The organism is Paenibacillus sp. GL_099_B (assembly GCF_057835695.1).
Window position 1 is genome coordinate 1,830,376 of sequence record NZ_CM174430.1, and the last position, 23,514, is coordinate 1,853,889.

General features: G+C 47.4%; 19 protein-coding genes. 18 read left to right on the top strand and 1 reads right to left on the bottom strand.

Translation table 11 applies throughout. The annotated features are described in order from the left end of the window. Positions 1-21 precede the first annotated feature (21 nt). The 8 genes from AC3ITG_RS08595 to AC3ITG_RS08630 all read left to right on the top strand — a co-directional run bounded on the left by AC3ITG_RS08595 (position 22) and on the right by AC3ITG_RS08630 (position 7,652). Entirely contained in the window at positions 22-777 is a 756-nt protein-coding gene (locus AC3ITG_RS08595; RefSeq protein ID WP_079696476.1) for an ABC transporter ATP-binding protein, read from the top strand. Next, positions 774-2,699: an FtsX-like permease family protein gene (locus tag AC3ITG_RS08600; protein ID WP_489253473.1), complete on the top strand. Its 1,926-nt coding sequence runs from the start codon at positions 774-776 to the stop codon at positions 2,697-2,699. Before AC3ITG_RS08595 ends, AC3ITG_RS08600 begins: the two co-directional genes overlap by 4 nt. Before the next feature lie 124 nt (positions 2,700-2,823). Next, positions 2,824-3,384, top strand: coding sequence for a GNAT family N-acetyltransferase (locus tag AC3ITG_RS08605; RefSeq protein ID WP_489254443.1), 561 nt, complete (start codon positions 2,824-2,826; stop codon positions 3,382-3,384). Positions 3,385-3,406: 22 nt separating this feature from the next. Next, positions 3,407-3,832, top strand: coding sequence for a GNAT family N-acetyltransferase (locus AC3ITG_RS08610; protein ID WP_489253474.1), 426 nt, complete (start codon positions 3,407-3,409; stop codon positions 3,830-3,832). 40 nt (positions 3,833-3,872) lie between these two features. Beyond that, a complete protein-coding gene (locus AC3ITG_RS08615; protein ID WP_489253475.1) occupies positions 3,873-4,310 on the top strand; it encodes a GNAT family N-acetyltransferase in 438 nt (145 codons plus the stop codon). Positions 4,311-4,416: 106 nt separating this feature from the next. After that, positions 4,417-4,839: a hypothetical protein gene (locus AC3ITG_RS08620; protein ID WP_489253476.1), complete on the top strand. Its 423-nt coding sequence runs from the start codon at positions 4,417-4,419 to the stop codon at positions 4,837-4,839. 199 nt (positions 4,840-5,038) lie between these two features. Then, a complete protein-coding gene (locus AC3ITG_RS08625) occupies positions 5,039-6,259 on the top strand; it encodes an RtcB family protein (RefSeq protein ID WP_489253477.1) in 1,221 nt (406 codons plus the stop codon). Positions 6,260-6,473: 214 nt separating this feature from the next. Beyond that, a complete protein-coding gene (locus tag AC3ITG_RS08630) occupies positions 6,474-7,652 on the top strand; it encodes a DUF4272 domain-containing protein (RefSeq protein ID WP_489253478.1) in 1,179 nt (392 codons plus the stop codon). A 111-nt stretch (positions 7,653-7,763) separates the two neighbouring features. On the opposite strand, the gene AC3ITG_RS08635 is transcribed toward AC3ITG_RS08630, so the two are convergent. Next, a complete protein-coding gene (locus tag AC3ITG_RS08635; protein ID WP_413376698.1) occupies positions 7,764-8,804 on the bottom strand; it encodes a LacI family DNA-binding transcriptional regulator in 1,041 nt (346 codons plus the stop codon). A gap of 746 nt (positions 8,805-9,550) precedes the next feature. Here AC3ITG_RS08635 and AC3ITG_RS08640 point away from each other — a divergent pair. From AC3ITG_RS08640 to AC3ITG_RS08685, 10 genes are all read left to right on the top strand, one after another. Continuing rightward, a complete protein-coding gene (locus AC3ITG_RS08640) occupies positions 9,551-10,927 on the top strand; it encodes an ABC transporter substrate-binding protein (protein WP_489253479.1) in 1,377 nt (458 codons plus the stop codon). A 116-nt stretch (positions 10,928-11,043) separates the two neighbouring features. Beyond that, positions 11,044-13,971, top strand: a complete 2,928-nt coding sequence (locus AC3ITG_RS08645; RefSeq protein WP_489253480.1) for an extracellular solute-binding protein — start codon at positions 11,044-11,046, stop codon at positions 13,969-13,971. Between the two features lie 75 nt (positions 13,972-14,046). Further along, positions 14,047-14,958: a carbohydrate ABC transporter permease gene (locus AC3ITG_RS08650; RefSeq protein ID WP_413379533.1), complete on the top strand. Its 912-nt coding sequence runs from the start codon at positions 14,047-14,049 to the stop codon at positions 14,956-14,958. Positions 14,959-14,960: 2 nt separating this feature from the next. Beyond that, positions 14,961-15,824, top strand: coding sequence for a carbohydrate ABC transporter permease (locus tag AC3ITG_RS08655; protein WP_489253481.1), 864 nt, complete (start codon positions 14,961-14,963; stop codon positions 15,822-15,824). Between the two features lie 11 nt (positions 15,825-15,835). Further along, positions 15,836-17,302, top strand: a complete 1,467-nt coding sequence (locus AC3ITG_RS08660) for an NHL repeat-containing protein (protein WP_489253482.1) — start codon at positions 15,836-15,838, stop codon at positions 17,300-17,302. After that, entirely contained in the window at positions 17,283-17,903 is a 621-nt protein-coding gene (locus AC3ITG_RS08665; protein WP_489253483.1) for a YIP1 family protein, read from the top strand. Before AC3ITG_RS08660 ends, AC3ITG_RS08665 begins: the two co-directional genes overlap by 20 nt. 14 nt (positions 17,904-17,917) lie before the next feature. Continuing rightward, a complete protein-coding gene (locus tag AC3ITG_RS08670) occupies positions 17,918-20,503 on the top strand; it encodes a DUF5696 domain-containing protein (RefSeq protein ID WP_489253484.1) in 2,586 nt (861 codons plus the stop codon). Then, positions 20,500-21,399, top strand: a complete 900-nt coding sequence (locus tag AC3ITG_RS08675; RefSeq protein ID WP_413027065.1) for a carbohydrate ABC transporter permease — start codon at positions 20,500-20,502, stop codon at positions 21,397-21,399. The genes AC3ITG_RS08670 and AC3ITG_RS08675 overlap by 4 nt, the downstream gene beginning before the upstream one ends. A gap of 32 nt (positions 21,400-21,431) precedes the next feature. Further along, on the top strand, positions 21,432-22,445 hold the full coding sequence (locus AC3ITG_RS08680) for a carbohydrate ABC transporter permease (RefSeq protein WP_489253485.1): 1,014 nt from the start codon (positions 21,432-21,434) through the stop codon (positions 22,443-22,445). 91 nt (positions 22,446-22,536) lie between these two features. After that, complete coding sequence (locus AC3ITG_RS08685) at positions 22,537-23,499, top strand: glycosyl hydrolase (protein ID WP_413376718.1); 963 nt, start codon at positions 22,537-22,539, stop codon at positions 23,497-23,499. Positions 23,500-23,514: the final 15 nt, after the last annotated feature.

The following is a 23,514-nucleotide window of genomic DNA, read 5'->3' on the forward strand; positions in this document are numbered from 1 at the left end:
CCAAAGAGGAGTGAGTGGGATATGTGGATACTGGAAGCCAAAAAAATTCATAAAGTATATGGCAATAAATTAAATAAACAGGAAGTCCTCAAGGGGATTGATCTCGGGGTAAGTAAAGGTGAATTTGTTGGGATTATGGGACCCTCGGGCTCGGGGAAAACGACGCTGTTGAATGTTCTTTCTTCGATCGATCGGGTAAGTCAGGGCACGATTGATATTGAGGGCCAGGAGTTCACTGGCATGAAGGAGAAACAGCTTGCTGAATTCCGCAAATTTCATCTCGGCTTTATTTTTCAGGATTATAATCTGCTGGATACCCTCACAGTGAAAGAAAATGTAATGCTGCCGCTCTCGATTACGAGTATGCCGAAGCATGAGGCACACCTGAAGTTCGAACAAATTGCCCGTGAACTGGGCATATATGAGCTGAAAGACAAATATCCGTCCGAGATTTCGGGTGGACAGAAGCAGCGGACTTCGGCCGCGCGTGCGTTTGTGCATGATCCAAGCATTATTTTCGCTGACGAGCCGACAGGTGCGCTCGATTCCAAATCGGCTTCGGATCTGCTTGGCAAATTAAGTGATATGAACAGCAAACATCAGGCCACCATTATTATGGTCACCCATGATCCGTTTGCCGCGAGTTATTGCAGCAGGGTGATTTTCATTCGGGACGGTCAGATCTACACTCAATTAAATAAAGGAGACGAGTCCCGGCAATCCTTCTTCAACGATATTATCAAAACTCAGGGCGTATTGGGTGGTGTGCAGCCATGAGTCTGAACTACATCATTTTTCGCAATCTGAGGAAAAACCTGAAGAATTATTATCTTTACGTCTTCGCCCTGATCTTTAGTGTGGCGCTGTATTTTTCCTTTGTGACACTACAGTATGATCCCTCCATGGATGAGGTTGCTGAATCAACGAAAGGAGCGGCTGCGATCGGCGCATCCTCCGTGTTACTGATTGTCATTGTGGGCATTTTCCTGCTCTATGCCAATACAATCTTTATCAAGCGACGCAGTAAGGAGATCGGTTTGTTTCAGCTGATCGGACTGACGAAAGGGAGAATATTTGGCATCTTGAGTGCGGAAAATTGCATTCTCTACTTTGGTTCTATGGTTATCGGTATTCTAATCGGGTTTCTGGGTTCCAAGCTGATATTGATGATTTTGTTCAAAATTATTGGCGTTGATGCGATAACAAAACTATATTTCTCACCGATGGCGCTGTTGCAAACGCTGATTGTCTTTGCGGTCATGTACTTGCTCATCATGCTGATGAATTACCTGTTTATCCGAGCACAGAGCATCCTATCGCTCTTCCGAGTATCTTCTACAACGGAGCAGCAGGTACAGAAGTTATCTTTGGGGCAGATTCTGATGGGTATCTTGGGTATTGCTCTGATCGTATTCGGTTACATACTGTCTGCGCGGCTGTTTAGTGTCGAGAAATTGGATATGCAGCAGTTAATGTACACAATGATTTTGATTTTGTTCTCGGTTATTCTGGGGACATATCTGTTCTATAAAGGTTCCGTCAGTTTTCTCTTTAATCTGATTCGCAAAAGTAAAAAAGGCTATCTCTCCATTAATGAGGTATTGTCGTTATCCTCCATCATGTTTCGCATGAGGTCGAATGCCTTGCTGCTGACCATTATTACTACCGTATCGGCACTCGCCATAGGTTTGTTGTCGCTCAGTTACATTTCCTATTATTCGGCAGAGGCACAAGCCAAGGAAAGCCTGCCGGAAGATTTTTCATTTGCACAGGCGAATGCGAAAAATCGTTTTGTAGCTGAGTTGGATAACAAACAAATTCCATATGAAGAAAAGCACAGACAACCTTTGTATATTGAAATTGATGCAACCAAGGTGATGAATGATTCCCTGTCGGAAGATCGATTGTTCAGCAGTGTAGTAAGTGACAGCATGGTAGATAACATTGATCTGAAACCAGGCGAAGTCATTTTCATGGGATATGGCAATGTGATTCAGCAATTCTTTTCCATTCGGGATGAAGGTCCCATTGTTCTACACGGGTTGAAGAAAACGATTGACCAGCAGCTAATCGGGACCACGAAACAGGGAGTCCTTCCCGTATACTATACCCAGGGTACGCCCGTGGCGGTTGTGGATGAATCGGTTTATGCGGAGCTTGCGCAGGATCTTGATCCGAAACTTCAAAAAGGGGGAGCGACCGATTATTACGGTGTGCAAATTACAGATTCGGGACAAGAAGAGAATGCGTATGCCATTTTTGCAGATCTGCAGTTGAAGGCCCCAAGTTTCTCCCAGATTGAATTCAGAAATAATCAACGTACCAGTATGGGCCTAATCATGTTCATTGTTGGTTTCCTGGGACTCACCTTCTTGATTACATCCGGGTGTATCCTCTATTTCAAACAAATGAATGAGAGCGAAGAAGAGAAATCAAACTATACGATTCTGCGCAAACTCGGGTTTACGCAAAGCAATCTGTTACGCGGAATTCAGTTCAAGCAGTTGTTTAATTTCGGCATTCCTCTTGTTGTGGGACTGAGCCATAGTTATTTTGCCGTGAAATCAGGCTGGTTTTTCTTCGGTACAGAACTTGCCACACCGACTGTAATCGTTATGATTGTGTATACGTTGTTGTATTCAATCTTCGGCCTGTTGTCCATATGGTATTACAAGCGAGTGATAAAAGATTCATTGTAGACAGAGGATGGCTACAGAGGAATACATTAAAGAAATCGGAAGAAGGGCAGCTGTATGATATACAGTCTGTCCTTTCTTTTTTTTGTGAAAAAAAGGAGGATGGTACAAAGGTGGAGAAGTGTTGATGAAGGTACAGAGCGGGGTATTGAGACTACTGAATAAAGAACCCCTGCAGAATTTAACGGAAAGAGGAAGTACACTCATGTTATCGATTCATCAAGCGGAGTACCAACATAAATCAACTTTGCGCAATCTGATGGAATTGTACAAATATGATTTTAGTGAATATGACCCGGAAGACGTCAACGAAAACGGGTTATATGAGTATGAGTATCTGGATCATTATTGGACAGAAGCGGGCAGACACCCTTTTTTGTTTCGGGTAGAAGGACAATTGGCCGGCTTCGCACTGGTTCGTGAAATCGAGAGTGAACAGGGAACGAGCATATACGAAATGGCAGAGTTTTTTGTAATGAAAAAATACAGAAAGCTGGGAATTGGTGCGCAAGCCGCCATTGATATGTTCAACCTTTTTCCCGGGACATGGAAAGTAGCGGAAATGGAGACGAATGAGCCTGCTCAGGTTTTCTGGCGTAAAGTCATTGCACGCTATACCCATAATAAATACCAAGAGGTTAGAGTGCCTGACTGGGAAGGTCCTATTCAGATGTTTACCACGAAGTAATGACGAGAAGGAGGAGAAGAGGATGTCCCAAATAAACATCAATCCAAGTACTTCAGAGGATTCAGAGTATGTTCGCCAGCAACTTATCGCATTTAATGCTGCGCATGTGAGCGAGGAATTAAGGCATCGTTATGAAGAATTGAATTTCAATATCAAAAATGAGGTCGGCGAGATTGTTGCAGGTGTGCTTAGTACACTTTGCTGGAACTGGCTGGAGGTTGATATTCTTTGGGTGGATGCAAATCAGCGGCAACAAGGTTATGGTTCTCAACTGCTGCGTGAGGTTGAACGCATTGCGCGTGAGAAATCCTGTGACTTCATCCAACTGAACACATTCTCGTATCAGGCACCTGAATTTTACAAGAAGCATGGCTACCAATTGATCACAACGATCGAGAATGCACCTACCGGACACAGCCATTATTATTTTAAAAAGGACCTAACTTAAGACAACGTATGCGAAATAGGACAAAATCAGGAGGGCTATTATGGTTTCCATTAAAGCAATCGAACTTGAGGATTTACCAGCACTAAGCCAGTTATACAACGAATTGATGGGTACACCGACCAATGAACAGCAAATGCAGAAGATGTTTCACTATATCCAACAAAATGGACACTACCATGTACTCGGTGCATTTTACAACGGCGAACTTGCCGGATCGGTTATGGGTATTGAATGTATGGATCTGGCGGGTCAGTGCAACCCCTTCATGGTTGTGGAGAATGTAATTGTATCCGATCAGGTACGCAGACAGGGAATTGGTCAGAAGCTTATGCTTCAGATTGAGCACATTGCGAGAGATCTTGGATGTGAATACATGATTCTGGTGTCTGGCGATCAGCGCAAAGAAGCTCATATTTTTTATGAAAAACTAGGTTTCAAGGATGAGAAAGTTCAGGGTTACCGGAAGCATTTTAATTAATCAATATAGCACGGGAAATGTCTAATAGGTAGAAGGACTACTTAAGGAGCAGGGCGAATAAGGCATAGTCTTGAAATAAATGAACTGATATGAGGGAGGCACTCTCGTGTTCAAAAAATGGGCTAATGTCTTGATGATTCTGAGTTTGGTATTCGCTGTATGTTCCCCAACATCCTATGCCGCTGCCAAGACGGTTAAAGTAACCGTGGCGCTTGTCAGTGCAGAACTGGTGGAGAACAATTCCGTTGGTAATGAATGGGCCATAGGGGCAAGTGTGAACGGCAAGAGCCTGGACGAGGGTTCGTCGGTCACGTTGAATCTGAAACCTACAGATACGCTGAAATTACTAGCGAATGCCGAAGAGCAGGACAAAATCCCTGATCTGGGAAGCAAAAGTATGAACGTTAAAGTTTCCTCCATTTCCAAATCAATCAACAAGACTCTATCGGTTGTCGTGACGGAGAACAGAGGCCGTTATTCGGGTAACACAGCGACGTGGGAGTTCAAGTTTAAGATCAGTAAGAAATAAAATAGGGACTGATCATGTAAAAGAGAGCCTAGCTCTCTTTTTTTACTTTATACGGATATCATTGAACTGAAGGAATGTATAGTTTCGGGAAGGGCCTCTCTTTGGTAAAATAAAGAAAGTTATGAGTAGGGACGTATATATTTCAACGTACATATTTCATTGGAAGTTTTAGTAAAGACAAAAGGAGGTTAACCAGATCATGCGTATTGTAGATAACATTAAAGTCTGGGGGGAGCCGCTGGAGAATGCGGTCAGTCAGGCGGTGACTTGCTCGCAGTATGGAGATGTACTGGGCGTGGCTCTAATGGCAGACCATCACAAAGGATATTCACAGCCCATCGGGGGCGTCGTTGCCTACCGGAACATGATCAGTCCGTCAGGGGTTGGATATGATATTGCCTGCGGAAACAAGGCTGTGCGCACCAACCTGATGTGGGAGGATATCCGGGATCAGATTGCTGTCATTATGGATAAAATTAATGCGACCATATCCTTCGGTGTAGGACGCAACAATCCAAATCCTGTCGAGCATGAGCTGTTCGATGATGCCAACTGGAAGCTGTTTGATTCCATTGAGCCTGGACTACAGCACAAGTTGAAGACACTCGCGCGCAACCAGCTCGGGACGGTAGGCAGCGGCAATCATTTTGTCGATATTTTTGTTGAAGAGGCGACGGGTAAAGTATGGATTGCAAACCACTTTGGCAGCCGTGGATTTGGGCATAAGGTCGCCAGTGGGTTTCTGAATCTGGCTGCCGGACGTGCATTCAGTGGCAAAGCGCCGGGAGAATCGATGGACCAACCACCAACACTGTTTGATCTCAAGAGTGAACTGGGTGATATGTATTGGGACGGAATGACTTTGGCAGGCCGGTATGCATACGCAGGGCGCGATTATGTGATTGAACAGGTGCTCGGCATTCTTGGGGCGAGTGCAGAGTATTCGGTTCATAACCATCATAACTTTGCCTGGAAAGAACAGCATATGAGCGAAGAAGTGATGGTGGTCCGCAAAGGAGCAACGCCGCTGGCACCGGGCCAGCTCGGTTTTGTGGGAGGCAGCATGGGAGATATCTCAGTGATTGTGGAAGGAGTCCACAGCGAAGAGAATACCGAGTCTTTCCGCAGCACCGTACATGGTGCAGGGCGCACTATGAGCCGAACCCAGGCGGCTGGCAAAATGAATTATAAGCTGCGTACACGCATGGGCGGCGAGATCAGCGAGGAACAGATGCAAGCGGCGATTCGTGCTTATGGTGTGGAGCTTCGGGGTGCAGGAACGGATGAAAGTCCATTTGTGTACAAAAAGCTGCAGGACGTGCTGAATGCGCATGCGCATACCTTGAAAATCAACCATACCCTTCGCCCCGTAGGTGTCGCGATGGCCGGAGGGAACGAATTCGATCCGTATAAGGACTAGTTATATATGTTCAACTCAACATTTACGCGATAACGGAGAGGGCAGAAATAACCTGAAGAAGCGAAGTATTCGCCTTTATCCCCGGATTTTTCCCTTAGGAGAAGGGAATCAATAAAATCTGGGGATAACAGCGATCGGAAGGTTGTTCTGTCATCGGAGTGCGAGTGTAAATATTTATTAGTTGAACTTATATAGAAAGAAGAAGGTGAACCTCATGAGAAATTGTGCGATATACAGCTCGCAGTTTGACCTGGATCAGTTGTTTGAAATGATTCAATCCATATACCCTCAGGATACAATTGAGCGTAAGGAAGACAAAACTCATATTCAAGTTACACGCAAGAAGTTATTTAGTAAGAAGACAAAGGGCTTCAATATCATGACGAGCCAGACCCACCCTGAAGAATTTACTGCAATGATTCAGGGGATGCTGGGATTTCTGAGTCAGATTGAGGGAAAGAATGCTTCGCTACAGGAAAAGGTACTTATTAAATGCTCTACACTGAATATGGTTGTTGGAATCGAGACAGAAGAGGACATTTCCGAAGAATTCTTTAATGAATTATTGCATTTGGCCGATGCTCTGGATGCAGTCATCTTCTGGGGAGGTGGCTCCTTACTGAATGCGCAAGGTCAGCTGCTGCTGGATGTCAACGGAGAATCCGAAGTAGAGGATTACAAAGTAACAGCGCACACCAGTTTTCTGGACGATGTCAGACCCCCGTCAGAATCTGCAATGCTGCGCAAAGAGCGCTCCGAGCAACTTCTAACGGAGCAAGGAATCCCATTCAATGTTCATTTGCCTACAAGAGCGGGGGATGAGCATACTACGATCCGCAGTGTGGAACAAGTTGCAGAGCGCGCGGTAGCCCTTTGTATTGCAGCTCTCAAAGGTGAATGCCTGGGAGCGGGGGAGAGCGCAGAAGATACAGCAGCGCTGGTCCAGGAAGTAATCGACAAGTATGATGCAGCTTCATTTTTTTCACCTGTGGAGAGAAGATTTGTGGAGCAGCATGGGGCAGAGCATCAGGAGGTTATCTCCTTTTCATGGGGATATGAGGCTTATCATGTGATGTTATGGGCGCTAGGCTATGTCGAGGAACTTGGAGCTCCGGTAAATCTTTGTAACGTAGGACAAGATGTGGGGTATTTGCAGCAATGTGACGATCTTGAAGCTTTTGTAGCCGGGTCACACCTTCGCTCAAAAAGTGAGATTTTGGATGCAGCGGACCTAATCTACCGGTACAACTGGGTGTGTGTAGACAGTCGTATGAAGGATCAAACACCTCCCGGTGGGCTAAATGGCGGGGTGGCCTACGAACGTCACCGTGCGCTGAACTGGCTGATCTGTTATCTGGATCAGGATTGGGATGATGTACGGACAGATACGTAGAATGGACTTTTAACATTAACTATTTTTATATGGCATTCAAATTCAAATACCCCCAAGCCAGCCGAACACTGGTTATGGGGGTGTTTTGGTGTCTATGGGTACCTTGCCGTTTTATCCGCTATGTCTTCCGTACTGTTCCCGAATCATCACATCAGCGAGAATCAGCTTTTTCTCTACATTACTCTCCGGGTTCACAATACGCCATAACATCTGGTCGACCGCACGCGCACCAAGTAGTTCCTTGTTTACATTAACCGTGGCAAGCACAGGGATATTGTCGTACACATTATCGAAACCGGTGACTACACACTGATCGGGTACACTAATCCCTATGCTCTCCAGAGCCTCGATGGTGTATAACGCATAGAAGTCATTGGCACAGACAAAAACCTCAGGCAAATTCCCCTCATGAATGACCGAAGTGAACGTCTTGCGAAAATCATCCACATCCGGGCTGCTTAGTTCGGGGATCTGATTCATTTCCAATCCATGACCCATCAATACCGAAGTATAGGCGACCCATCGTTCATAGAAGCTGTGAGCATCACTGGTATTTCCAACAAACTGAAACCGTTTGAATCCCTTGCGCAGCAAATAGAGCATAATGTCACGCATGGAAGCAAAGTTGTCTGTGAAAATACTGTCACTATGAAAGACGGGGTCCAGATGATCCACCATGACAACAGGAATGCCCAGACGCTTAATTTCAAGCAGAATAGGTGTCGAGATGGAACCAACCGTAATAATGCCCCGAATGGCATCCGGATTCAGCAATGTGAATAATTGATCCGCAGAAGGCTCTGTCAGAGTAAGAATATTGATGCCTTTCTGGTTCAGTCTGGAGGATATCCCGTTAAAAACAGGCCCCCAATATACGGATTCCTGATTCTGATAACGAACATTAGGAAACAAAATCAAAATGGTGCCGCTCCACCGCGTGTTCTGCGGGTCCTGAAGTTCATTGCTGCTATACATATCACCAGACAACATGCTGTTATCTTTGAAATATCCAAGTTTGCCAGCGGCCTTAAGAATAACGTCCCGTGTCTGCTCACTAACACCTGATTTTCCGGACAGTGCTCTTGAGACCGCAAATTTCGACAGACCTGTAAAATGTGCAATTTCCTGAATTGTTACCTTCGTCTTCATCATACCATCCTTACACTCGTAGTTCTGCCGTATTCCTTACATTGCGAAATAAATCTGCTTCTCTATAAGTTGAACGAATGATTTTACACTAGACTACTACGCGGCCAGAACAATCTTTCGATCGCTGTAATCCCCAGATTTTATGAATCCCTTCTCAAATGGGAAATCCGGTGATAAAGGCTAAGCCTATGCTTTCGAAGCAGCTTTCTTTCAGAAAGCTTTTAGCTTCGCTTCTCCAGATTTTTTCTGTCCTCTCCGTTATCGTGTAAATGTTAAGTTCATTTTATATAGTATATCATGATGTATTTCTCTTAATCTAATAACGGCTGTAGAAGTGGAAATGTTAGTGTCTCATACATGTAACGACGCAAATAGACCTCGGCGATGGACATGTTGCAGGAGAAAAAGGCGAATTTTGAATGAGATATTATCTTTTTGTTATTTTATAAAATAACAAAAATAGCAAAATGGATTTCGTTTTGAATATGAAAGTACTCAGAATGGTATTTGGATAATATGCTATTTCATAAGGTTTTAAAGCGATATAACAGCATTTTATCAGAATAATTAGAAAATGTTAACAATAAAAATGTTGACGCTTACATTATGCTATGTTAAATTTTGTTTGTCAAAACCAAACGGTAAAATAACAAATGGTGGTGGTGATCGAATTTTATTAGGGTGAATGAAAGTCAGGGAGTTATGCCGGACCATGATTTGTATACACATTCGGGGAGGTTGTTAAAATCGTGACTAGAAAATGGAACGTTTTGCCGCTCATGTTATTGGCCGTAATGCTTTTTGTATCCGCTTGCAGTGGTGGGGGAACGGCTCAGCCGGCTAATGATGCACCAGCGAATTCGGGCAATAGCACTGGAACCGTCGAGACAGACAAAGAAGGCGGAACAGAAGAAGTGGCAGTCGATGTACCTGATCTGGGTGGACGTGTCATCAAGGTTGCGGCCTGGTGGGATCTGAAGCCAGCGGGGGAGACCGCTTCGGATAAGGCGAGACTGGATAAAATCGCTGAAGTCGAGAAGAAATACAACGTGAAAATCGAGTTTGTAAACGTGCCATTCGAAGAATACATGAACAAATTTACAACGACTGCGCTGGCTGGCGAACCGTTCGCAGACATGGTTCAGATGGAGTACAAATCCGCACTACCCGCCATCCTCAAAGGGCAACTGCTGCCAATCTCCGAATTCACCACAGCTGAGAATAACATCAACCAAGAGGCAAACCTGATCACGAAATACCCTGCCATCGCAGGCAACTATTACGCATTTGAATCTCCGACCAGCATCGGTCTGGGACTTCACTATAACCGTGACTTATTCAAGAAGTTGTCGCTGCCTGATCCTCAGGAGCTTTATAACAAAGGCGAATGGAATTGGGATAAATTCATGGAACTGGCGAAACAGGCGACCAAAGATACGGATAACGACGGGAAAATTGACGTATACGGGTTCTCCGGCTGGGCCATTGACGTGCTTCGTCACTTTACTGCAGCCAATGGAGGCACGATCGTAGATGACGAACATTCAAAAGAAGGATTGTCCGATCCGAAAACGATTGAAGCTGCCGAATTCGTCAAACGCCTGTATAACGTGGAGAATGTTGTGAAAGTCAAAACTGGTGACAAAACGAACTGGGAGGAAAGCAACACGTTCAAGGATGGAGATGTGGCCTTGTTCACTGCTGCGGAATGGCAATTGGGCGATATCACCTTTGCTGCTGGAGTCGTACCAATTCCGAACGGTCCTCAGGGCAACAAAGATGTAACATACGCCAACAACGCTGCCTCAGCAAAATTCATTCCAAAAGGTGTAGAAGATCCTAAAATTGTATACCAAATCTATGAAGAAACCTTCGACATTCCGCAGATTGAAGAGTACCCAGGTCAGGATTACCTGGAAAGCCGTTATACCGACGAGAAGGACATCGCCATGATTCGCGAGCATATCGCGGGAACAGGCCGCATCCTGCTGGATGACGCTTACGCGGGCTATCCAATCGGTGACTATGTAAACGACATTATCAAAAACAATGCTTCCGTTACAGCAACAGCCGAGAAGTATAAAGCGCAGGCACAAGCGGCAGTCGATAAACTTGGCAAACCATAATACCAGCATGGTTCAGACAGGGGTGCCTCGTGTCCGGGCTAACGCACGGGTACCTCTTTTCCTGTATCACCAATTAAGCATTGCTGGCATCAGCCTTGATGAGGAGGGCTCGTAGGATGGCTGGAATTCTACAACGAAAGAAATGGATCCTGCCCATAGTCATTGCAGCAGCGGCAGCCTGCGTCATACTTTTGCTTACTTCCGGTGCAGGTGTAAAGAGTGCAGTTGTGCCTTCTGGCAGTTTGCCTGCCATTGAGGTGGATGCCATCTTGCAGCAGACGAGGCAGAAGAACGGATATGAACAATATCTGTCCCAAGCAGGCGAGGCCTCACGACCGAATGTGGATATGACTATCGAAGCAGGAGACTACATACGGGCAGAGGGTGAAGAGGTACGCAAGCTGAATAATTATGAGGGCAAGCCGGGTGTATCGCTGCATACCGGGGAGACAGGTGAGATCGACTGGGTAGTTGAAGTACCGGAAACCGGACTGTACAACCTCTCTGCTGTCTATTTTCCCGTAGAAGGCAAGAGTTCGGCCATTGAGCGTGCATTGTACATTGACGGTGAACTTCCGTTTGCGGAAGCCGCCTATTTGCAGTTTGACCGGGTATGGGGCAATGAGAAACAAGCTGTTGAACAGGATAATCAGGGCAATGATCTTCGTCCAAAACAAGTGGAGAAGCCCCGCTGGATGGAAGAAACATTTCAGGACTCGGACGGGTATGAACAGGCTCCATTCAAGTTCTATCTGGAAAAGGGGAAGCACACGTTAACGCTAAAATCCTCCCGCGAACCCATGGTAATTCGATCCATACGACTATTCAATGAGAAGCCAGCCGTTGCTTATGCGGAAACCGCAGGAGCCAAGCAGACGGATTCTTCCGGTCAGCCTAAGGATGTGCTCATCCGAATTGAAGGGGAAGCGGCTGTTGCCAAATCTTCACCTACGTTATATCCAACCAGTGAAAGATCAAGTTCTGCCGTATCTCCGTACAGCGCTTCCCAGGTGCGTATTAATACGATTGGTGGCTTTAACTGGCGTCTGCCAGGACAGTGGATCGAATGGGAAGTGGAAGTACCGGAGAGTGGACTTTATCATATCGGTTTTACCGCTCAGCAAAATTTTGTCAAAGGCATTTATTCCACACGCAAGCTGACCATCGATGGCGAGATTCCGTTTGCGGAGATGACAAAGGCGCCGTTCCGTTACCAAAGCGACTATCGCATTGATGTGCTGGGCGGTGAGGAAGCTTACAAGTTTCAGTTGGATAAAGGCAAACATGTCATTCGGCTGGAGAACAGCCTGGGCGACTTCGCTCCACTTATTCGCAATGTGGAAGACAGCCTGTACAACCTGAACTCCATGTACCGGAGAATTCTGATGATTACAGGCACCAAGCCGGATGAATTCCGGGATTATCGGGTGGAGAAGCAGATTCCGAATCTATTGGAGGTATTTAGCGGAGAAAGCAAACGTCTGAAGGAAGTGGCAGGGCAACTTCGTCTTCTGTCAGGCCAGTCCAGCGATCAGGAAGCGTTGATCAAAACGATGGCCCAACAATTGGATGAGATGATCGACAAGCCGGATACCATTCCAAGAAGACTTGCCGCATACAAAACGAACACAGGCGGACTGGGAACTTGGGTACAGCAGGCTCGTGAGCAACCTCTTGAGATTGATGCACTTTATGTAGCTTCATTAGACAGCAGCATTCCTGGAACGGGTATGGGTCCGCTGGCGAAGCTTGGTCATGAAGCGAAGACATTCTATCACTCGTTCTTCATTGATTATAACCAGATCGGGAACGTAGCCACATCGGAGGATCAGCGCACGGTGACGGTCTGGATCGGCAGTGGTCGTGATCAGGCGAATACGATGAAAGCGATGATTGATGAGACATTCACACCGGAGAGCGGCATCAACGTCAATTTGAAGCTGGTTAACATGGGTACGCTGTTGCCAGCTACCTTATCGGGTGAAGGACCGGATGTAGCGATGCAGATCGGCAATGATCTGCCGGTAAACTTTGCGATGCGGAACTCAGCGGTGGATCTCACCCAGTTCAGTGACTATACCACGGTAGAACAGGAGTTTAGAGACAGTGCCATCGTACCGTACGCCTATGATTCAGGCGTGTACGCTTTGCCGGAGACACAGACCTTTAATATGTTGTTTTACCGAAAAGATGTGCTTGCAGAGCTGGGGCTTGAAGTTCCTCAAACGTGGGATGATGTCGAGAGCCTGCTGGCGATTCTGAGTAAAAATCATATGGAATTTGGCATGCCGGTGGTGGCCCAAGCCAACATGCAGGGGGTCAATATCCCGTCTAACTCGCAGTATGCCACAATGCTGCTGCAGAACGGAGGCTCCTTCTATCGTAATGACGACAAGGAATCGGATCTGGATTCGCGCATCGGTATTGAGACCTTTAAGAAATGGACAGAGTTTTATACCGATTACAAGCTGGAGCGGGAGTATGACTTTGCCAACCGTTTCCGGACCGGACAGATGCCGATTGGTCTGACGGATTATACGATGTATAACCAGCTGTCCGTATTTGCACCGGAGATCCGTGGTTTATGGGGATTTGTTCCTGTTCCGGGGACTGTACAGCCGGATGGAACATTGAATCGGGACGTTCCGGGTGGCGGCAGCGCGGTCATGATGCTGGAAAGCGCCAAGGATCAGGAGGCCGCGTGGGAGTTCATGAAATGGTGGACCAGTACACCGGTTCAGGCTGAGTTTGGCCGCGAGATGGAAGGGCTGATGGGTGCGGCTGCGCGTTATCCGACGGCCAACATCAAGGCACTCGATTCACTTCCGTGGCCAGCTGAAGATTATGCGAATCTGAAAGCACAATTCGAGACGGTAAAGGGAATTCCCGAAGTGCCTGGTGGTTATTTTACCGGACGCCATCTGTTCAACGCATTTTACAAGACGGTTGTTGGCCAAGTGGAAGCCAGGGAATCCATCATGGATTACACCCAGTATATTCAGGACGAGATTCGAGTCAAGCGTAATGAATTTGGTCTTCCGTAAGCAGAGGGAGGGTTAACAGTGTCACAAATATCACTCCGAGACGGACAAAACAGTCCTCCTGAGAAAACACCAGGCATGGGCATGAAATCATGGTGGTCCTGGAAGCTCAAGGAAATGAAGGCCAGCAAACATTCCTATGCACTGCTAGCTCCTTATATGATCCTATTCATCATGTTCACTGTGATTCCGGTGGTCATCTCCATCATACTCAGCTTCACCTATTTCAACATGCTGGAGTTTCCGCGTTTTATTGGCTGGCAGAACTATACCCGGCTGTTTCTGGAGGATGACGTATTTCTAATTGCCATCAAAAATACGTTGCTGTTTGCCATTATTACCGGACCCATAAGTTATATTGCCTGTTTCGTATTTGCTTGGATCATTAATGAATTAACGCCCAAATGGAGAGCGTTCATGACGCTGATTTTCTATGCGCCATCCATTTCGGGTAATGTCTACTTTATCTGGCTAATGATTTTCTCGGGGGATCGCTACGGTATAGCCAATGGATTGCTGATCAAATGGGGATTTCTGCTGGAGCCAATCCAATGGTTGAAAACGGAAGCCTACATTATGCCAATCCTCATTCTGGTGCAATTGTGGCTCAGTCTTGGAACAGGCTTTCTGGCGTTTATCGCCGGTTTGCAGACCGTAGACCGGACGTTATATGAGGCAGGCGCGGTAGACGGGATCAAAAATCGATGGCAGGAGCTCTGGTATATCACCCTGCCATCGATGCGCCCGCAATTGATGTTCGGTGCAGTCATTCAACTCACGACCTCATTCGCCGTGGCCGATGTATCCATTGCGCTGGCCGGATTCCCGAGTGTGAACTATGCGGCGGAGACGGTGGTGACCCATTTGATCGACTTTGGTACAACGCGGTTTGAGATGGGATACGCCTCGGCGATTGCAACCGTGCTGTTCATGATTATGGTGGGCACCAATCTGCTGGTACAGAAACTGCTTCGAAGGGTAGGAGAATAGCTATGGCTGCAATTGCCACAGGCAAAAAGCGGGTGAACCGCTCCTTATCAGGAAGCATCTCCCTGTTTGCCCTTCTGCTCGTATTTGGTGCTTTCATGGTGCTGCCGCTGATCTATGCGATCAATAATGCGTTCAAACCACTGGATGAGATTTTTACTTTTCCACCAACGCTACTTGTCAAAAATCCAACGTTCAGCAATTTCACTGATTTGCTGAATCTGCTGAGTGACTCGTGGGTTCCGTTTTCACGATATATATTCAACACGGTATTTATTACGGGCATTGGCATCGTGGGCCATGTACTGCTCGCTTCAGCAGCGGCGTACCCACTCGCCAAGCACAAATTTCCGGGCAAAGTATTCATGTTCCAGGTCGTTGTGCTTTCCCTGATGTTCACGCCTGCCGTGACGGCCATTCCCAACTATATGATCATGTCATGGCTGGGCTGGATTGACACGTATTGGGCCGTCATTATTCCGGCATTCGCCTATTCATTGGGTCTGTATCTGATGAAGCAGTTCATGGGGCAGATCCCGGATGCGTTGCTGGAAGCAGCCAAAATTGACGGTGCGAGTGAATACCGGATTTTCTGGTCCATTGTCATGCCCAATGTAAAGCCAGCCTGGCTCACATTGATCATTCTGTTGTTCCAGATGCTGTGGGGCAGTGATGGCAATGGATACATCTACAGTGAACAGCTCAAGACCTTGCACTATGCGGCGGGTCAGATCATTCAGGGTGGAATATCCCGGGCCGGGGCAGGTGCTGCGGTAGCACTTATTTTGATGAGTGTGCCCATCACGCTGTTTATTTTCTCTCAGAGCCGCATCATTGAGACGATGGCGAGTTCGGGCATGAAGGAATAAGGGGGAACGATATGGCACGCACAGTGAAAAGATGGCTTGTTCTCCTGGCGGCAGTATCGCTGCTGCTGGTGAATGCCGTGCCTGCGGCGGCCTCCCCGGCGCCGTATGAGAGTTATAACTACAACTACTGGAAAGAGGCCGTTCCTTCACCGGATGCCTATCTGCCCAAGCGGACCATCTCGGGCAGCGACCTGGGCATTGGCGAATTCAAAGACCCCGGTGATGTAAACGTCTCTCCCTCCGGGCAGATTTATATTTTGGATAGTGGTAACAGCCGAATTGTTGTCCTGGACGCGCAGTATAAGCTGTTGCGGGTAATCGAAGGATTTATGATGGACGGCAGCAAGGAGAGTTTTAATACGCCAGGTGGATTATTCGTGGATGAAGAGGATCGAGTATACATTGCAGATACGGGGAACAGCCGCGTAGTTGTCCTGGATGCAGAAGGTCAGCTGGTCCATACGATTACGAAGCCAGAGTCTGATATCCTCGCGACCAATTTTCAATTCCAACCGCTGAAATTGACTGTGGATCGGGTAGGCCGGGTGTATGTGGTGGCTCAGGGTGTCTACGAAGGAATTATGCAGTTTGACGAGCACGGTCAGTTCATTGGATACGTTGGTACGAACAAGGTGGAACGCGACTACGGCGAATACATTTGGCGGATGCTCTCAACCAAAGCCCAGCGGGCGCAGATGGTTTTGTTTGTACCGACCGAGTTTTCCAATGTGGATATCGACTCCAAAGGGTTCGTATATGCGACCAATATCGACCCGGGTTCCAGCGAACCGATTAAACGTCTCAATCCATCCGGCGAGGATGTGCTGAAGAGATTTGGTTATTTTGAAGTCAAAGGAGATATCAGATTCCGCAATAACCCGGGTCCGTCCAAGCTGATTGATGTGAAGGTACTGGGCAACGGTATGTACAGTGTGCTGGATGCGACGCAGAACCGGGTGTTTACTTACGATGATGAAGGTCATCTGCTCTACGTATATGGAGGCAAAGGAAATCAGGTGGGAACGCTTAAAACACCAGTCGCCATGGAACAGTCCGGGAATCATCAATTAGTGCTGGATCGGGGGGAAAACAATCTGGTTATCTATGAGCCAACACGGTTTGGAGCCAGCGTGAATGAGGCGGTTGCCCTTCATTATCAGGGCGAGGATACAGAGGCTGTTCATATCTGGAAAGAAGTGCTGAAGCTGAACGCCAACTATGATATCGCCTATATCGGTATCGGCAAGTCCTTGCTGATGGAGAAGAAAAACGAGGAAGCTCTAGGTTACTTCGAACTGGGAATGGATCGCAAAAGTTACTCTGTCGCGTTCAAAAGATATCGGCGAGAGATGATGAAGGAACATTTCGGCACCTTTCTGACGATTGCCATCGCATTGATTTTCATTCTGATCCTGGTCCGAGTGGCGGTTAAATGGAGACGGAGGAGGCAGATTGACCGTGAAGCAGGATTACATTAAGTTTCCGCTGCATCTCATTTTTCACCCCATTGATGCATTCTGGGATCTCAAGTCGGATCAGCGGGGCAGGATGACCGTTGCTTTTGGAGCACTGGCGCTTACCATTATCATGATGATTTTGCAAAAACAATACGGGGGGTTTCTCGTGAATTACATCGATCCTCGTACAATCAACAGTATAGGGGAGATCGCAACGGTTGCAGTGCCGTTCTTTCTTTGGTGCATAGCCAATTGGGCGGTAACCACCCTGATGGAAGGTGAAGGAAAGTTCAGGGAGATTTTTCTAGCAACAGGATACTCACTTATTCCGATTATTTTGATCTATGTCCCGATGATTATCATCAGCCGGTTTATGGTACAGGAAGAGACGGCTTTTTATTATTTGTTTAATAGCATCGCCTTCTTCTGGTTCTTGCTGCTGCTCTTCATTGGCACGATGACGGTACACCAGTACACCGTGATCAAAACGATCCTGACGATGCTGCTGACGTTAATTGTCATGGGCATTATCGTGTTCCTCGGAGCATTGGTGTTCAGCATGTTGCAGCAGTTATATGAGTTTGGTTACAACATCTACCGCGAGTTGATTTTTCGGACCTAAAGGAGGCGGCATCCGTGAACAAAAGGCAACGAATATATACGGTGCTGGCCAGTGGTGCTGCTGTGATCCTGATCGCGGCTGGACTGCTGTATATCAATAACAGGGGAGTACCTGCCGTGGAGGCAACGGCTTACCTTGAAGCAACAACAGAGGCTATGCCAAACGAGACGGAGTCATTGCAATTCCTTACCGATTCCTCACAGGAGGTGCCGGGTATGCAACTGGTCGCCGAGGATCAGGGACTGGCGCTGTATTACAACGAGGAGACGACGGAAATTGCCGTTCGTGATGGAGCGAGTGGACAGATCTGGTACAGCAATCCGAACGAACGTAATCAGGATGGCCTGGCTTCCGCTTATGAAAAGGAAGTTCTGTCCTCCCAGCTGAACGTGTCATTTCGGGATGCGATTGGTACACTGGAGAACTTTCCGAACTTTAGCTCCAGTATCAGCAACAAACAGTTCACAGCTGCCAATGTGGATCAGGGAATTCGTGTTACATACACGCTTGGGGATACCTCGCTAGGCATTGATGCTCTGCCCAAACTGATCAGCAAACAGCGTCTGGAGGAGAAGGTCCTTTCGAAATTGGATGCCACAGTCGCAAGATATACATCTGCCCGCTACTATCCAACCAAGAACAATCCGGATGTGCTGGAACGGTTGGATGGACAGATATCAAAGCAGCTTGTACTGAACAAAATGCTGGATGCCTTTGAGACGGCGGGTTACACCGCTGACGATCTTGCTTTTGACAATGAGGAGAATGGAGTCGAAGGCGGAGGCACGTCGGATAAACCAAGCTTCGTCATTCCGGTGGAATATCGGTTGGATCAAGGATCGCTAGTTGTAACCGTGCCGCTAAGTCAGGTGAAAGAGAGCGGTCAATACCGTATTCGCAATATCGATCTGCTCGCTTACTTTGGTGCCGCGGATACGAAAGGTGAAGGTTACATGTTTGTACCTGACGGTTCAGGCAGTCTGATCCATCTGAATAACGGAAAGGTCAAGGAGGAGCAGTACGTACAGCGTGTGTACGGTGCAGATCCGAATGACAATTCACTCAGTCGCCCGCAGGTCAGTGAATCTGTCCATATGCCTGTCTTTGGTTTGAAGAACGGTGAACATGCCTGGTTTGCGGTGATTGAAAAAGGGGATGGCATGGCCAGTATCTCTGCGGATATTGGAGGCAGGCAAAATAGCTATAACCACGTCTACGGCACGTTCTCCCTGCGGGGTGAGGATGAGCTGGAGATGTATACCTCGCAAAAGATGCAGGAGATTCAGCTATTAAGCGAGGAACCATTCCGCGGGGATATTCAGGTGCGATACCATTTCCTTAATGGTAAGGATGCCAGTTATTCAGGTATGGCCCGCTTGTATCAGCAGCAATTGGTGGAGCAGAACGTACTGAAATCGCTGGAAGACGAGTCGGCCTTACCTTTTTACGTGGATGTGTTAGGTGCAGTGGACAAAAAAGCTTCATTCCTGGGTGTACCTTATCGCACCACATTGGCTATGACGACATATGAACAAGCGGCTGAAATAGCTGCGAAGCTGCAGCAGGAAGGCGTGAACCGCGTGCAGATGCGGTATCAGGGATGGTTTGGCGGAGGTTTCAGTCACCATACACCCACCCAGGTTAAGCTGGACAGTGAAGTGGGCAGTCGTTCCGAGTTGCAGGATCTGTCTGAACAACTGAAGAAGTCCGGTGGAGCGTTATTCCCTGATGTGGCGTTTCAGCGTATCTATCACGACGATTGGAACTTTGCTCCTTCCTCCGATGCAGCGCGTTTTGTCACCAAGGAGACAGCTGAACTGTATCCATACAGTCCTGCCCTCAACCGGATGGATCAGAGCAAAGACAGTTATTATCTGTTGTCGGCCGCCAAGTTGCCGTATGTGGTGAGCGAGTTTGCCGGGAAAATCAATAAATTGGAACTCAGCGCATTATCGCTGCGTGATCTCGGGCAGGTATTGAGCTCGGATTATCGAGATAGTCGTGTCATCCACCGAGAAACTGCGAAGAACATCGTGAAGGAGCAACTGGGCAAGCTGCAGCAGGAATATCAGGACATGATGTTATCATCCGCTAATGCGTATGCGTGGGGATATACGCAGCATATTGTTAATGCTCCCTCAGGCTCCAGCCAGTTCAACATTACCGATGAGGAAGTTCCTTTTTATGAAATGGTCATTCATGGATATATGGACTACGCTGCTTCCGCAATGAATACGTCAGGGGATCAGGATCTGCGCAAACAGCTGCTCCGCAGTCTGGAGCTGGGCTCAGCTCCGCAATTTCAATGGACGTATGAACCATCATCCAAGCTGAAGCTGACCAATTATGATTCGGCTTATGCCACTGACTATGCATATTGGGTAGATGACGCAGCTGCATTATACAAGGAAGCGAATGACGTATTAGGTAGTTTGAGGAACCAGCCAATAACCGAGCATGAACGAGTTCAGGATGGCGTTGTGCGTGTCACATATAGTGGCGGTGCAACGATTTTGGTGAATTACACGGCTGATCCGGTAACGATTGATGGAATTACCGTTGGCGGGGTGGACTATGCAGTGGAAGGAGTGAACCGATGAGAACCCTTCGTTTATCGTTGAAATCACGGAGAGCGCTGCTTGGACTTGCATTTATTTCGCCATGGCTGATTGGTTTCATCTTCCTGTTCGCGACGCCGCTGCTGCAATCGATCCGGTTCAGTTTGAGCAATCTGTCGGTTGCCCCAGGAGGATATGTACTGGATTTTGTAGGATTGAAAAATTTCAAGGATGCCATCCTGGTCGATGCAACATTCAACCGGATCTTGGTGGATTCGGTCGGAGCGATGCTGCTGAATGTGCCGATGATTCTGTTCTTTAGCCTGTTTACGGCGACACTACTTAACCAGAAATTCAAGGGCAGAACGATGGCGCGTGCGATCTTCTTCCTGCCAGTCATTCTGGCTTCCAGTGCGGTGGCAGCAGCCGAGTCCGCAGGTCTGATCAACCTGATGGGGGACGCCAGTGCGATTGAATCGTCTACCGAAGGGGGAGCTTCTTTCAATGTCGTTTCAATCGTGCGAATGCTGAATGATGTGGGGTTGCCCATGGCATATGTCGATTACATCGTGGAAGCCATCATGCGCATATACGATATTGTCAGCAGCTCTGGTGTACAGATTCTGATCTTCCTCGCTGCGCTGCAATCGGTACCCGGCTCGATGTATGAAGTGGCTAAAATTGAAGGTGCAACGGCCTATGAATCCTTCTGGAAAATTACGTTTCCGATGGTGAGTCCATTGATCCTGACGAATGTCATCTATACGATTATTGATTCCTTTGCAGGCAGCCCAGTGACAGAGGCCATTTACCAGACGGCGTTTAAAACCCAGAACTTTGGTCTGAGCTCAGCTATGTCCTGGCTGTACACGCTGGTCATCGGCCTGGTATTAGTTGTTGTTGGATGGGTACTGTCACGACGGGTTCATTACAACTGAAAGCTAACGAACGTAGAAGGAGGCATGAGACTATGGCTGTGTCGGGAACGGATCGCATGGTGGTGGTTCCCAAAGAGAACTACTACCGCATGCAGAGGGTGCGAAACAAGACATCGGACCTCCTGTATTCCATATTCAGATATGCATTGGTTATTGGTATTTCATTTATTATTTTGTACCCGTTGTTTCTTAAAATCTCGGTTGCGTTCAAGGATAAACAAGATATCTATAATCCGACCATCTATATGATTCCTCAGCATTTTACGCTGGATAATATCAAGCTTGCGGCACAGGTGATGGATTATTTGCCTTTGCTGGCGAATACGCTGTTGTTCGTCACGATTACAACGCTGCTCACAGCGATATCCTGTGCATTAGCCGGGTACGGATTCGCCCGCTTTTCTTTTCCCGGCAGCAATGTGCTGTTTGTATTGGTGATCCTCACCATTCTGGTACCAACAAGCACCCTGATGGTGCCGATGTACCTGCATTTCCGCAACTTTGACATCCTGGGTATGGTTCATCTGTTCACGGGACGTGAGGGGATCAACCTGCTGAATACATATTGGCCGTCCATGATTACCGCGGCTACGGCAGGTGGGCTGAAAGCCGGGCTGTTCATTTATATTTTCCGCCAGTTCTTCAAGGGCATGCCCAAGGAAATTGAAGAAGCTGCGCTGATTGATGGAGCAGGCGGGTTTCGGACATTTGCCCAAATCATGCTACCGAATGCCATTTCACCGCTGATCACGGTCATTCTGTTCTCTTTTGTCTGGCAGTGCAACGATACGTTCTATTCCGCGCTATTCATGAGTGAAAGCCCGCTTATCTCGCTGAAGGTAGCTTCATTGCCTGCCCAGGCGAACCAGTTAATTCCCCAATTGATGGGTTTTGGCTCGAACTCGGGTATGAAGGCAGACCCCAATTATGTTGCCATGATCGTGGATACGGGAATTCTGCTGGCGATTGCACCGCTCATTATTTTGTATTTATTTGTACAGCGCTATTTCGTGGAGAGTATTGAACGCTCCGGGGTTGTTGGTTAACCGGGCTTGGAGTAGTCGTATAGGATGCGTAATTCGGGTGTTTTTGATATTTGGGTCGCTATGTACGCTGCCTTGGAATGGGGGATTATCAATGACGGAGCAAAAGATAAGCAGTAATTTAGTGAATAAAGATGCGACTTCCGAGGCTAGAGAACTGATGAAGTATTTGGCGGAGCGTTATGGAAAAGGGGTACTGTCGGGTCAGCAGGATTATGGTAATTTGAACTGGATTAATGAGAATACAGGCCGCAAGCCGGCGGTGATCGGATTCGATCTTATGGATTATTCTCCATCAAGGACAGAACGCGGCGCGATCTCCCAGGAGATTAGGGATGCGATTGCATGGCACCAGCAAGGCGGAATTGTGACATTGTGTTGGCATTGGAATGCACCTACTCATCTTGTGGATGAACCAGGCAAGGAATGGTGGCGCGGTTTCTATACGGATGCCACCACCTACGATCTCGCTTCAGCATTGGCTCATCCTGAATCGCAAGAGTATGCCTTATTGATCCGGGATATCGATGCAATTGCAGTACATCTGCAAGAACTCAAGAATGCTGGGGTGCCTGTATTATTCCGGCCGCTTCATGAAGCGGAAGGAGGCTGGTTCTGGTGGGGAGCCAAAGGACCTGAACCTGCCAAACATTTATACCGCCTGCTGTATGATCAATTGGTCAACAAGTATGAGCTGGGTAATCTGATCTGGGTGTGGAACTCGGAAAAGCCGGAGTGGTATCCGGGTGACGATGTGGTGGATATTGTGAGTGTGGATGTGTATCCAGAAGCGGGCGATCACAGCCCACTAGCTAAACGTCATGAGAATCTGCGTGAACTGGTGAATGACAGCAAAATCATTGCCTTAGCCGAGAACGGCTCCATTCCTGATCCAAAGCAAATGAAAGAGCAAGGTGTACATTGGAGCTGGTTCTGTACCTGGACGGGAGAATTCCTAAAGGGTGGTAATCACAATGCCGTAGCGTATTTGAAGGAAGTATACAATAGCGAAGATGTGATTACGCTGGATCAATTACCGAAGTGGAGCTGGAGATAGGCTATCATTTGAACT

Bases quoted from the DNA above. Each gene is read 5' to 3' on its own strand.
- AC3ITG_RS08605 (WP_489254443.1), top strand. From the start codon at position 2,824: ATGAAGGTACAGAGCGGGGTATTGAGACTACTGAATAAAGAACCCCTG.
- AC3ITG_RS08630 (WP_489253478.1), top strand. From the start codon at position 6,474: ATGAGAAATTGTGCGATATACAGCTCGCAGTTTGACCTGGATCAGTTG.
- AC3ITG_RS08660 (WP_489253482.1), top strand. From the start codon at position 15,836: ATGGCACGCACAGTGAAAAGATGGCTTGTTCTCCTGGCGGCAGTATCG.
- AC3ITG_RS08595 (WP_079696476.1), top strand. From the start codon at position 22: ATGTGGATACTGGAAGCCAAAAAAATTCATAAAGTATATGGCAATAAA.
- AC3ITG_RS08680 (WP_489253485.1), top strand. From the start codon at position 21,432: ATGGCTGTGTCGGGAACGGATCGCATGGTGGTGGTTCCCAAAGAGAAC.
- AC3ITG_RS08650 (WP_413379533.1), top strand. From the start codon at position 14,047: ATGGGCATGAAATCATGGTGGTCCTGGAAGCTCAAGGAAATGAAGGCC.
- AC3ITG_RS08615 (WP_489253475.1), top strand. From the start codon at position 3,873: ATGGTTTCCATTAAAGCAATCGAACTTGAGGATTTACCAGCACTAAGC.
- AC3ITG_RS08655 (WP_489253481.1), top strand. From the start codon at position 14,961: ATGGCTGCAATTGCCACAGGCAAAAAGCGGGTGAACCGCTCCTTATCA.
- AC3ITG_RS08610 (WP_489253474.1), top strand. From the start codon at position 3,407: ATGTCCCAAATAAACATCAATCCAAGTACTTCAGAGGATTCAGAGTAT.
- AC3ITG_RS08645 (WP_489253480.1), top strand. From the start codon at position 11,044: ATGGCTGGAATTCTACAACGAAAGAAATGGATCCTGCCCATAGTCATT.
- AC3ITG_RS08675 (WP_413027065.1), top strand. From the start codon at position 20,500: ATGAGAACCCTTCGTTTATCGTTGAAATCACGGAGAGCGCTGCTTGGA.
- AC3ITG_RS08685 (WP_413376718.1), top strand. From the start codon at position 22,537: ATGACGGAGCAAAAGATAAGCAGTAATTTAGTGAATAAAGATGCGACT.
- AC3ITG_RS08635 (WP_413376698.1), bottom strand. From the start codon at position 8,804: ATGATGAAGACGAAGGTAACAATTCAGGAAATTGCACATTTTACAGGT.
- AC3ITG_RS08600 (WP_489253473.1), top strand. From the start codon at position 774: ATGAGTCTGAACTACATCATTTTTCGCAATCTGAGGAAAAACCTGAAG.
- AC3ITG_RS08625 (WP_489253477.1), top strand. From the start codon at position 5,039: ATGCGTATTGTAGATAACATTAAAGTCTGGGGGGAGCCGCTGGAGAAT.